The organism is Enterococcus sp. C50 (assembly GCF_040887505.1).
GTDB lineage: Bacteria > Bacillota > Bacilli > Lactobacillales > Enterococcaceae > Enterococcus_B > Enterococcus_B thailandicus.
Genome location: NZ_JBFOFW010000003.1, coordinates 101,574 through 113,913, shown reverse-complemented (window position 1 = coordinate 113,913; position 12,340 = coordinate 101,574). Strand labels below are relative to the sequence as shown.

Annotated in this window: 11 protein-coding genes and 1 tRNA gene; 5 read left to right on the top strand and 7 right to left on the bottom strand. The window is 36.6% G+C overall.

Annotation, left to right across the window (positions count from 1 at the left end; genetic code table 11):
• Positions 1–3 precede the first annotated feature (3 nt).
• Entirely contained in the window at positions 4–708 is a 705-nt protein-coding gene (gene yycF, locus AB3I20_RS05345) for a response regulator YycF (RefSeq protein ID WP_067482900.1), read from the bottom strand.
• Positions 709–1,333: 625 nt separating this feature from the next.
• Here yycF and AB3I20_RS05340 point away from each other — a divergent pair.
• Positions 1,334–2,176: an IS30 family transposase gene (locus tag AB3I20_RS05340; protein ID WP_368027060.1), complete on the top strand. Its 843-nt coding sequence runs from the start codon at positions 1,334–1,336 to the stop codon at positions 2,174–2,176.
• Between the two features lie 60 nt (positions 2,177–2,236).
• On the opposite strand, the gene AB3I20_RS05335 is transcribed toward AB3I20_RS05340, so the two are convergent.
• The 4 genes from AB3I20_RS05335 to AB3I20_RS05320 all read right to left on the bottom strand — a co-directional run bounded on the left by AB3I20_RS05335 (position 2,237) and on the right by AB3I20_RS05320 (position 5,586).
• Positions 2,237–2,917, bottom strand: coding sequence for an MIP/aquaporin family protein (locus AB3I20_RS05335; protein WP_067482903.1), 681 nt, complete (start codon positions 2,915–2,917; stop codon positions 2,237–2,239).
• Between the two features lie 84 nt (positions 2,918–3,001).
• The gene (locus AB3I20_RS05330; RefSeq protein ID WP_067482905.1) at positions 3,002–3,862 is read right to left on the bottom strand and encodes a DegV family protein; all 861 of its coding nucleotides are present in this window, start codon (positions 3,860–3,862) and stop codon (positions 3,002–3,004) included.
• The gene (locus AB3I20_RS05325; RefSeq protein WP_067482907.1) at positions 3,855–4,421 is read right to left on the bottom strand and encodes a DUF1836 domain-containing protein; all 567 of its coding nucleotides are present in this window, start codon (positions 4,419–4,421) and stop codon (positions 3,855–3,857) included. The genes AB3I20_RS05330 and AB3I20_RS05325 overlap by 8 nt, the downstream gene beginning before the upstream one ends.
• Positions 4,422–4,893: 472 nt before the next feature.
• Complete coding sequence (locus AB3I20_RS05320) at positions 4,894–5,586, bottom strand: MurR/RpiR family transcriptional regulator (protein WP_067482909.1); 693 nt, start codon at positions 5,584–5,586, stop codon at positions 4,894–4,896.
• 44 nt (positions 5,587–5,630) lie between these two features.
• Here AB3I20_RS05320 and AB3I20_RS05315 point away from each other — a divergent pair, with 44 nt between their 5' ends.
• The 4 genes from AB3I20_RS05315 to AB3I20_RS05300 all read left to right on the top strand — a co-directional run bounded on the left by AB3I20_RS05315 (position 5,631) and on the right by AB3I20_RS05300 (position 9,303).
• On the top strand, positions 5,631–6,248 hold the full coding sequence (locus AB3I20_RS05315) for a hypothetical protein (protein ID WP_067482911.1): 618 nt from the start codon (positions 5,631–5,633) through the stop codon (positions 6,246–6,248).
• 12 nt (positions 6,249–6,260) lie between these two features.
• Positions 6,261–7,559 (top strand): PTS sugar transporter subunit IIC, encoded by a 1,299-nt coding sequence (locus AB3I20_RS05310; RefSeq protein ID WP_067482912.1) that lies wholly within the window; start codon positions 6,261–6,263, stop codon positions 7,557–7,559.
• 586 nt (positions 7,560–8,145) lie between these two features.
• Positions 8,146–8,218, top strand: a tRNA-Lys gene (locus tag AB3I20_RS05305).
• A gap of 662 nt (positions 8,219–8,880) precedes the next feature.
• Positions 8,881–9,303 (top strand): VOC family protein, encoded by a 423-nt coding sequence (locus AB3I20_RS05300; protein ID WP_067482913.1) that lies wholly within the window; start codon positions 8,881–8,883, stop codon positions 9,301–9,303.
• A 113-nt stretch (positions 9,304–9,416) separates the two neighbouring features.
• Here the strand turns inward: AB3I20_RS05300 and AB3I20_RS05295 are convergent, their stop codons facing one another.
• Together AB3I20_RS05295 and AB3I20_RS05290 are read right to left on the bottom strand one after the other, a co-directional pair.
• Positions 9,417–11,144, bottom strand: coding sequence for an ABC transporter permease/substrate binding protein (locus tag AB3I20_RS05295; protein WP_368027058.1), 1,728 nt, complete (start codon positions 11,142–11,144; stop codon positions 9,417–9,419).
• On the bottom strand, positions 11,137–12,330 hold the full coding sequence (locus AB3I20_RS05290) for a glycine betaine/L-proline ABC transporter ATP-binding protein (RefSeq protein WP_071868952.1): 1,194 nt from the start codon (positions 12,328–12,330) through the stop codon (positions 11,137–11,139). The genes AB3I20_RS05295 and AB3I20_RS05290 overlap by 8 nt, the downstream gene beginning before the upstream one ends.
• Positions 12,331–12,340: the final 10 nt, after the last annotated feature.

The following is a 12,340-nucleotide window of genomic DNA, read 5'->3' as shown; positions in this document are numbered from 1 at the left end:
TGATTACTCCTGTTCTGGGTTACGCAAGTAGTAACCGACGCCACGACGCGTAACTAAATAGTTCGGGTGACTTGGATTATCTTCGATTTTTTCGCGCAAACGACGTACAGTAACATCAACTGTTCGGACATCACCAAAATAGTCGTAACCCCAAACAGTCTGTAGTAAATGCTCACGTGTCATTACTTGTCCAATATGTTTTGCTAGATAGAAAAGCAACTCAAACTCACGATGTGTCAACTCAATTGTTTCGCCACGTTTCGTTACCATGTAAGCATCTGGGTGGATTGTTAAATCACCAATTGTTAGTTCTGATGGTGTTACCTCTTCCACTTCTTTTGCAGCTGCTGCGCCACGACGTAAATTGGCTTTGACACGAGCTACCAATTCTCGATTCGAAAACGGTTTTGTCACGTAGTCATCCGCACCAAGTTCTAATCCTAAAACTTTATCAATTTCAGAATCTTTTGCAGTTACCATGATGATCGGCATGTCATAAGTTTTACGAACTTCTCGTGCTACTTCTAGCCCATCCATTTTTGGTAACATCAAATCTAATAAAATCAAATCAGGTACTACCTCTTCGACTTTTTCTAAGGCTTCTTCGCCATCGTACGCAGTGTAAACATCGTAACCTTCTTTTGTTAAATTAAACTTAACGATATCCGAAATCGGCTTTTCGTCATCGACAACTAAAATTTTCTTCATAAAGAGCCACCTCTTTTTTATTATTGTCATACCTTTTCATTATACCGTATTTCGAGATTTGTTTCATCCTTGCTTTTGAAATGAAATGGAAACTTAAAAAGGTTGTGGCGCAAAGCGTTTAGCTTCGAAAAAATAATGAGCAACTGACAAAAATAGCTTTTCATATTTTTGGACAGTTGTGAATTATTTCGAGGAGTTGCTTTGGGAACACCGTACATAAGGTTGTGGCACAAAGTGGTTAGCTTCAAGTAATAAGGAATCTTTTCTAAAAATAGCTTTCCATATTTTTAAGAAAAGAGGTCTTATTACCGAAGAAGCTACTTTGGGAACACCGTGAATAAAGATTGTGGCACAAAGCGTTCAAGCCCACAAAAAAACAAGGAACAAAAACACAAAATAGTTTCCTATTTTTGTGGTAACTGTTCCTTATTTTAAATAAATTGATTTTGATATCATATAAAAAGAATTAAATATAAATTACTCTTTCAAAAAATGAATCATTTCCCCAATTTTTTATCTCTTGAATATACACTTTAAGTGCAACAGTTGATTACAAAAAAAGACTCATAGCTAAAATCCAGTTAAAATAGGTTTGTTTAGAACACTATTTGAAAGGAAGACAGCTATGAGCCACTATAACCATCTTACAATACTCGAGCGAGAAAACATATTTTTATTCTTCAATCAAGGAAAGGCTATACGTTCCATTGCTTCTCTTATGAAGCGTAGCCCTTCTACAATATTGAGAGAACTTAAACGTAATACAAAAAATACTACGTATTCTCCTGTGCTTGCTCAAACTATATATTCTTATAGAAAACAGAACTGTGGGCGAAAATTACTCTTGTCTAACAACAGGGTCTGGACTATCGTTCGAAGATTATTTGTAGAAGAACAATGGTCTCCTGAAGAAATTTCTCATCGTTTAAAAAGTGAACGAACTGGTATTGCTATAAGCTACACGACAATTTATCGTGGTATTTATAATGGACTTTTTGAAACAGAGCCTCTAAGCCATGGAAATCGAGGATTGGTTCGTTCACTTAGACGCCGCGGAAAAACAAGACATGCCAAACATCATGTTGAGAGAAGAGGAAAAATTGAGAAGAAACTATCCCTATTTGTTAAGGACACGTTCATTGAATTATTTTCCTCTATCCATCCTAGTCGAGTGAAATCAATCACTCCTGATCGTGGAAAAGAGTTTTCAAAACATTCAGAAATCACGAAAGCTCTTAATGGTGTTCCTTTCTATTTTCCTGATTCGCATGCGCCTTGGCAACGAGGGACAAATGAGAACACCAATGGTTTACTCAGAGAGTATTTACCAAAAAATAAAGAGATGGATAGTGTTACTGATGAAGCAATTGATCAATATATTCTTAAATTAAATTTACGGCCAAGAAAATATTTACACTGGAAAACACCCTACGAAATATTTTTTGGAGTAACGTTGCACTTAATTTGACAATTCAAGCTACTAAAAAAAGCCAGAACATTTCTGTCCTGACTTTTCTTTTAAGAAGGCTTAAGCTTCTACGCTATCGTTTTCAGTATTTAATAGATATTTTGCAACAAGTGCTGCAAGAATCCCACCTACGATTGGCGCAACGATAAATACCCAAACTTGTTCTAACGCTTGACCACCAACTAAAACAGCTGGTGCTAAACTACGTGCTGGGTTAGCTGACATTCCTGTTAATGGAATCCCAACGAAGTGAATCAATGTTAATGACAAACCAATCACTAGACCAGCTAAGCTGCTGTTTCCTTTTGTTTGGCTGGTAACAGTCATGATAACTAATACAAAGATAAAAGTTAAAATAATTTCAACTGATAATGCACCTACTGTACCCATTTCAAAAACATTTTGTCCTAAGTTTTCAACACTTTTACCTGCTGAGTCAAGCAAACCAGATAATGTTAATGAAGCTGCAAATGCCCCAACAACTTGACCTACGATATAATAAACTAATTCAGTAACTGAAATTCTTTTATTCATCCACATTGCAATCGAAACAGCTGGATTCAAATGAGCGCCAGACACAGTACCAATACTGTAAGCTGCTGCAACAATTGTTAAACCAAATGCTAACGCGATGCCAGCAATCCCAACAATCCCTTCTGCTCCTCCGCCTAGTACGGCTGCGCCAGTCCCAACAAAGACTAGAATATAAGTGCCAATAAATTCTGCGATACCTTTTTTCATAAAAAAATACATCCCCTTTCCTTGCAATTATATCATTTTCTTGAAAATTTCCAAGGATTTACATTTCTGAGACATATTTTTCAATCAGGCTTCCAAAATTTGAACACCTACACCTAATAAACCAGGTCCAGTATGAACTACGAGAGCCGGTGAAATTTGGCCAAAATACATTTGTTGCACTTGTGGAAACTCTTGGCGCAACCTTGCTTCCATTGCATGCGCTTCCTCTTCCGCAGCTCCATGTGCGACAGCCAAATTGAAAACTTTTGCATCGCCTACTCGCTCTTTAATTAACGCTACAGTTTTATCCAGACTTTTTTTGCGACCTCTGGCTTTAGCAACCGTGTAATAGATTCCTTCCTCATTACATGAAATGATTGGATTCAATTTCAAAGCTGTTCCTAAAATGGATGCAACTAAACCAATTCGACCACCTTTTTGTAAGTATTCAAGTGTCGCTACATTGAAAAACACTTTCGTTTGCTTCACTAGAGTTTCCAATTTGTTAATCAATGTTTGCCAGTTCACTCCCTCTTCAAGCCATTTTGCTGCCTGAATAGCTGAGAAACCCGCACCAATTCCAATATTTTTTGTATCAAGGATATACGTTTCTAACGCCGTTTGTTGTTCAGCAATCAATCGCACAACATTATAGGTGCCAGATAAGCCACTAGAAATTGTAATTGCTAGCACTTTTTCGTACCCATCTGCTTTGATTTGATCAAAAATAGCAGTAATCGTTTCACCATCAGGTAGTGAAGTTCCTGGAATTTCTGTTGGTAACTTTTCATAAATCTCTTCTGGGGTAATGTCTACCTTATCAATATATTCACGATCTGAATAAATAATTTTCAAAGGAATCATATACATCTGATATTGTTCCATCAATTCTGCCGGAACATCTGTACCTGAATCGACTAAAATTGCAATTTTTTCTTTATTCATTTGGTTTCTCCCCTTTTAGATAATCTGTTTCTAACATAATTGTTTTTTCTGCAAGTAGTTTTAAGGCAAAAGATAATGTCGCCGTTTTGACAGCAATCATTTCGACTGCCATTGTTTGATTTAAAATGAGTGGTGCTTGCTCTTTTCCTTGTGCTTGTTGACTGATTAAATGAATCGCTGCTTCTTGTTCTTCACAAAATAAATTATAGGCTTCACGAATACCAATCACTTTTCCTTGAAACAAAATTCCATCTTTGATTTCTGGAATCGTCAAAACTTGTTTCAAAGTTGTAATCGCGATTAAAAAAGCAACATGTCGCTTATTGTAACGTTTTTTGATTGGCGCTGGAATCAAGCCTTGCTTGACGTAATTATTGACCATTGAGGACGTCAATAATGGATGCTTTTCGCCTTGGATAATCGGTGATAAATAACGATCAATCAGAGTGATTACCTGATCCATGTATAATTCTAAATCGGGTAATTCTTCCCAACGCGGCAAACGAAAGGTTTCAATATCTGTTCCCCACGCAACTAATTGTTCACGCATTTTTTCCATTAGTTCGTCTCCTTTTCTAATTTCATCCACATCATATCAAAGTTATCAAAAACATTCAATCTAGTTTTCAAAACTAGATACTTTCTTAATTTTCATTACACAAAAAATTTGAACAACGTGAACCATCGTCTCGAACAGCAAAAATGATTGACCCAAAATCCTTTTCAGAATTTTAGGTCAATCATTTTTATTAATATAGAAAACTTCTAGCCGGACTTCATTGATACTTTCACCAGAATGCGCGAAGAAAGAACATTTTTTTATAAAATATATTTTTAACAGTTGTACATTAAGCACAGTAAATGTATCCGATTTTCATCTATATTAAGCAAATGGACTTTTTGTGATCTACCCGCTTCCTCTAAACACGTTTATAAATTAACAAACATGTTCACAACTCAAGGAAACCCCTTACAATTTCAAGCCCAATATTTATACTAAGAAATGAAGAAACAGTGGCCACCTCGTTCTTCTACTCAAAGATCGATTTTAACGCTTCACTTAGTAATTGTTCGAATTGATTTAATGCTGTTCCAAAGAAAAGATTAGGTTGATATTCTGACAAAACCTGTGCTGTATATGTCTCTGTACTAATTGTTAACGTTGCTAACTGTCCAATTCGAGAATTTTTTTCGCCAACAAAGGCAATTACATCGATTCGATGATTTTTTGCCATTTCTGCAAGTTCTGTTAAACGAAAAGTATCGCCAGAATTCGAAATAATAATAATCAGAACATCTTTTTCAACATTTTCGCGAAGAAATTCTAAGTGACTGTTAGCTGTTGCACGAAATCCATAAAGATTAAATGTTTCAGAAAAATGATTAGCGATATTTTGAGAAAAACCTGATCCTAAAATCATGATTCTTTTTTCGCGATAGGCGGATAGCAAGTGGACGAACGTATCTCTGTCGGCACTTGAGAAAGTACTTGAGAAATTGTTTGAAGACTGCTTGTTTCCATAAGCAAAAACTAGTTCACTATAACCAGAATAACCAATCTTTTTTGCCATATTAACAATCGTTGCAGTTGAGACATACGTTTCTTTTGCTACGTCACGAATACCTAAATTTTTTAATGTTTCACGGTTTTTATCCATAAATCGCAAAACAGCAGCTTCTGAATCATTCAACTGATATTTTTCAATTAGCGTTTCCGTATTCAACAGGTTCACCTCAAATTCAATTCTTTAGTTAGGAGTATTATATTATGACAGAAAAACAGTTTATTCAAGACCCTTGGGCGAAAATGGTTACTAGAAATGGTTTGCGAGGGGACGAAGTTATTTCCGCGTTACAAAAATCTATTCGTAGAGGAAAAGAAAAAGAAGCCTGTGAATTTGCCTATGAGATGTACATCACTTCACCGCAATTTGAAGAAAAATTATGGCGTCGATTATTAGCTATCAGTGTGGAAGATGTTGGAATGGGAAATTCAATGGCTGCAATCATGATTAATAACTTGAACATGATGCGTAAAGAGTTTCAATATAATGAATCAGATCGTGCAATGTTTTTCTTTCATGCCATTCGTTACTTGTGCGAGTCAGAAAAAGATCGTTCATCTGATTTACTCAAAAATATTGTGATAAAGAGTTTTGCCATGGGTTATGTACCTGAAATTCCAGATATCGCACTCGACAAGCATACAACTCGTGGCCAAGAAATGGGACGAGGTTCAGAACATTTCTTACATGAAGCCAGTAAAGTGGTTCCACAAGCAAAAGTAACTAACAACTACAAAGAACAATATGAAGCAATCATAGAAAAATATGATCCAACGCACGTGGTTCCAAGTACCTTTGTTTTTAATCCTTGGCAAGTATAAGGAGGAAATTTTATGGAAAATTCTACGATCATTACAAAACTCAACGACATGCTTAGCCCTATTGCTGCAAAAATTGGGAATCAGCGACATCTTAAAGCAATTTCTAGTGGTATGATGTTTGGTTTACCGTTTATTGTAATTGGTTCTTTTTTTCTGATTTTTGCTAACCCACCTATCAACTTAGATCAATATACTCCCGAAACAGCCAATTTTTTCCTGAAATTTATGGCAGGCTGGAAAGATTTCGCAGTTGCAAATTATGATTTGATTACTGCACCGTACAATTTAACTATGGGACTTATCGGACTAATTAGTGTTTTTGGGATTGCTTTTTCTCTTGCTAGTGAATACAAAATCAATCCATCTATGAACGGTATGGTCGCAACAGTTATTTTTCTAATGGTATGCACACCTGTGACAGACGGAACGATAAATTTAAATTATTTAGGAACAAATGGATTATTTGTGGCTATTATCATTGGACTTCTGGTTGTTGAAATCAATCGATTATTTGAAGTAAAAGATATTAAATTAAAATTACCAGATACCGTACCACCCATGGTAGCAACCTTTATCAACACCTTGGTCCCGCTATTGACGAATATCATTCTTTTTTATGGAATTAACTTACTCTTCTTGAGTACAACTAAAAAGATTTTCCCAGAAACAATTATGAGCGTGCTAACACCTGCAACTGACATTGCTGGGAGTCTTGGCGGGTTCCTGTTAATAGTTACTTTAGGAAATATCTTATGGTTATTTGGAATTAACGGTTCATCAATTATTTTTCCAATCGTCTTTACTTTGGGGATGGCACAAACTGGACTGAATGCCGAGCAAATGTCTAATGGCGAAACGATGACCCATCTTATGAATCTACAAATGTTCCGCATCTCTGTTTTAGGTGGTGCTGGCGGAACACTTGGTTTAGTCATTTTAATGATGCGTAGCAAAGTTTCAGAATATCGTACGATTGGAAAACTATCGATTATTCCTGGAATTTGTTCCATAAATGAACCAATTATTTTCGGTTTACCCATTGTTTTCAATCCAATTTTGGCAATTCCATTTTTAGTTACGCCAATCGTCTCTTTATTACTAACCTATTTTGCTCAAAAACTGGGATTGATTGGTCTAGGATTTATCGTAGATCCGTCCTTCACACCGTTTTTTGCACAGGCGTATCTTTCAAGTATGGATTGGCGAAATATTGTCTTTTGTCTCGTACTAATTCTTATCAGTGCTGTCATCTATTACCCATTTTTCAAAGTGATGGAAAATAACAAGACGAAACTGGTGAATGAAGAATAATAAACAACTTTGTTTACCCGATTTGCTTAACCCTAAAAGATTTCTTTGTATCTTTTGAAATCGAAAATTTATTATGAATTTTACGAGCTATCCTTCCAAACATTCTTTTGAGAGAGGATAGCTCGTGTCACAAAATGAATAACTGCCTTTTTTAGCGTAACTGCTGATGCTGCAGACAAAATGATCTAAGTTTAGGACCTACTGAAGATTAGCATACCTCAGCTATACTGTTAATTTTGCTAAAATAAGTTTAAAAAAAACTAGCAAATTGGCAGTAATAGTCCAGACTCTTGCTTATTTCCCACAAAAAAACAAGCACGCCAGCCAAAGCATGCTTGTTTTTATTCTCGTTAAGAAATAAGAGGCCCGCCGAAAAATCGGCGGGAAAGGAGTAAAAATGAAAAAGTGTTAGGGTTCGTTCTTTTATTAAGAACTTTCTTTTGTTGGTATGCTTATATAATAGCCAGAAATTATGAATAAACTATGAAAAAAATTCTCTAACCTTGTAAACTTTTCTTTGATTTTTTTCTATGTCTTCTTGCATTTTAAAACGCTTAGTGCTAATATTATTAAGTACTTTTGGTACGGGCCGTTAGCTCAGTTGGTAGAGCAGCTGACTCTTAATCAGCGGGTCGCGGGTTCGAGCCCCTCACGGCCCATTGGGTGCCAAACCCACGAGAATGGTAGTTTGTCGGCGTCTTCGGACGTTTGGAAGACAGACTGCGCATTCTCTTTTTTTGTTTTCGAGCATAAAAATCAGATAAGCTACTTACTTTTTTCAACTTAATACTACGCAAAGAATCTAATTCATTAAAACTTCTATTCCTAATTTTCTGCTTATCCTCCCTCATTTTCGCTTTAACTGCTATTCTCATTTTCCAAATAAACACATATTTATAGTAGAAACACCTTGTTCAGCGTTATATTTCTAGCTAATGAAATGACTCTTAATCATCGATCTCAATAAGTATTGATATTTTTCACAGGCCGTTACTAAAGCAATTGTCTTCCAGCGGTTTTCTACTAATTTAAACTGAGTATAGGATAAGAAGATGCGGCATTGATTTAGCGCTCAATTGGTTAATTCTTTTCGTTCCCCAAAAGACTTACCTTCATTTGAATCACTACTGTTTTAAACTAGTTGTTCCTTTTCTTTTTCAGCAGACAGCGTAACGTTTGCTTTCCATTAATAACTCATTTAAGCTTTGAAGTATGAAATACAGACTGTCGCTTTGTCAGCTGTTCGTTGTCACGTAGGCATCCACTTTAAGTAACTCAAACTAGATTTTACTCTGCAGAAAAACCTTTAGGAGGAACCAACATGGACATCTATTTAACCTTTACTAATCAAGCAAAAGAAGTAATCCATTTTTACGAAGAAATCTTCTCAGTGACTTGTACCGACCTGACAACTTTTGGAGATATGCCTAGTTCACCTGATTTTTCTATCCCGGAAGAACAGAAACAGCTTGTTTTAAATGCTAGTCTGATGATTTATGGAACACGAGTTATGTTTTCTGACACACCAGAAGGAATGTCCGCTCCTGTTGTTAACGGTAATAATGTAGCTTTAGTCATTCAGACAACAACCCCAGCAGAAACCAAGCAGCTTTTCCAACAATTAAGTGAGGCCGGAGAAGTCACTATGCCTTTAGAGCCCACCTTTTGGGCAAAACTTTATGGAACATTCACCGACCGCTACGGAATTAACTGGATGGTCAATCTTCCATTAGAGGAGGACTAGTCCATCCATCCATTCAACTAGGTAACTTTCTCTTTGTACGGCAAAAATAACAAAAAGGAGTACAGCCAGACTGGCTGTACTCCTTTTTTGATAAACTCACAAACCAACTTCTGTTAAGCTTTCCAGCTAGCTACCTTGTCTTGGTTATTTTCAATCCAAGTTTTAGCAGCTTCTTGTGGATCTTTTCCATTGTTGATTTCTAGCATAACTTCTTCCATATCTTCTTTGGTCCAATTAAATTGGTCCAATACTTTATATGCTTCAGCTTGATCCTCTTTCAATCCTTTACGAACCATTGTATGGATCTGTTCTTCACTACCCATTCCATTTTTAGGATCTTCTAAATATTTCAACTCATATTTTGCGAACATCCAGTGAGGTGACCACCCAGTGATTACAATAGGTTCTTGCTTTTTAATTGCTTGCCCTAGTGCAACGGTCATTGCCCCTGACGAAGATGTTTCGACTGTCCAGTCCGCTAGATTATCATACGTATTGATTGTATTTTCTGCGGCGTTGACTACACCAGCACCGGGTTCGATCCCAATGATTTTTTTATTTGCTTGATTCGTTAAATCAGCAATTGAATCAACATCCATATAGTCTGGAACAACTAAACCAACTTTTGCGCCTTTTAAATTTGCTCCTAGATCAACGATTTGATCTTTATATTGAGCGTATTGAGAACCATGTGTTTTTGGCAACCAAGCAGAAACCATTCCATCTGATTCACCTTTTGCAATTGATTCCCACATGATTGAATTATCGAGGGGCGTCATCGTCACATCATACCCCATTTGACGTAGCACTTCGCCAACTACATTCGTTGATGCTACTTCTGTATCCCATTCGACATAAGATAAGTTGATTTTTTTCGTTTCTTTACTTGAAAAGACGCTACCGACACCTAATGCACCCACCAAGATAACTGCTGTTGCAATAATGATGGCTCCACGACGTTTTTTACTTTTAGCTCCTGCTACATCACTTACTTTTTTGGTACGTGGTTGATTCAAGTGTTGTGTGAAACGGTCAATGATAATCGCCAAAATAACTAAAGCAACACCATTAACGAATCCATTCCCAACTTGCGCTCGTTGTAAAGCAGACAGTACTCCACGACCCAGCCCAGGTGCACCAATCATTGAAGCAATAACAACCATAGATAATGAAAGCATCGTTGTTTGGTTGATCCCAGCCATAATAGTATTTTTTGCTAAAGGTAATTCTAGTTTAAATAATTTTTGCCAACCTGTGCTCCCAAATGAATCCGATGCTTCTACTAACTCTTTCGGTACTTGGCGAATGCCTAAATTCGTAAAACGAACAGTTGGCGGTAAAGCAAAAATAACGGAAGCGAACACACCAGGTACCATTCCAATTCCGAAAAAGGCAACTGCTGGAATTAAATAAACAAAACCAGGCATTGTTTGCATAAAGTCAAGAATCGGTTTGATTACACTCTGTGCTTTATCACTTTTTGCCATCAAGATTCCTAAAGGCACGCCAATGATAATTGAAATCACACTTGATAATAAAACAAGAGTAACTGTGTTCATCAAATCAGTCCATAAACCTTGATTATAGATAAACCATAAACCAATCAGTGTAAATAAAGTCAAACCTAGACGTTTTTTAGAAATAAAGAAAGCTACTATTGTTAATAGTAAAATGAAAATTGGTGCTGGTATAACCAACAAAATGTTTGTTATACCAGTCATGATTGCTTGCCCGATTGTCTGTAGGAAAGAAAACAAGCCAGAGAATGTCGTTGTGAACCATTCCGTCATTGTTTCGACCCAATCAGCAACGGGAATTTGATAGTTTAATAAATTATTCATGTTCACTCACCTCACTTGTTTCTGCCAACGCTTCAATCACACTTCCACGAATGACGACTCCTCGTAGCTTGCCATTATCAACAACTGCTAGTGGTGTTGGTGAATCATAAATGATATTAAAAATATCATTGACTAGCATATCTTTATCAATTGTTGTCACATTTTCATCTAAGAAATCAGTCAACGGTCGTTTTTGACGACGAGCTTCCAAAGCATTTTCAGCTGTAATGATTCCTTTCAAGTGACGCTTTTTATCCACGGCCATCAGCATACTTACTTCTTCGCTACGCATGCGTGTCAATGCGACATTTGGTCCATCCACTTCAATATTTGTTGTTAAAGCTGGCACCATGATGTTTTGGGCGGTTAAGACTTTCGAACGATCGACTTCTTCCACGAATTCACGGACATATTCATTCGCAGGGTTTGTCAAAATTTCTTCTCCTGTTCCGATCTGCATAATTTCTCCGTCTTTCATTAGTGCAATTCGATCCCCAATGCGTAAAGCTTCATTTAAATCATGAGTGATAAAAATAATTGTTTTTTGAACAGAAGCTTGTAATTCAAGTAGCTCATCTTGCATCTCACGACGAATCAATGGATCCAACGCAGAAAAAGCCTCGTCCATCAACAAAATTTCCGGATCATTTGCTAGCGCTCGTGCTAGACCGACGCGTTGCTGCATCCCGCCAGATAATTGGTTGGGGTATTGATCTTTAAATGAAAGTAAGCCAGAATTTTCTAACGCTTGTTCCGCTTTCTTCTGACGCTCTTCTTTAGGTACGCCACGTACTTCTAATCCATACTCCGTGTTTTCTAAAATTGTTCGTTGTGGAAACAACCCAAAGTTTTGAAAAACCATGTTGATTTTATGACGACGAACTTCACGTAATTCTTCTTTATTTAATTGGGATACATCTTCCCCATCAATATAAATATTTCCAGCTGTTGGCTCAATCAGACGATTCAATAATCGAATCAATGTGGACTTTCCACTTCCTGAAAGTCCCATGATGACGAAAATTTCGCCTTCTTTCACATCGAAATTAACATCATATACGCCAACTGTTGCACCAGTTTTCTTTAAAATTTCTGTTTTTGGTTGATGCTGTTGCATCATTTCTAATGCGGTTTGTGTCTTTTTACCAAAAATCTTTGTTAATTTTTTTACTTCAACTTTTGTCAAACCAATTCTC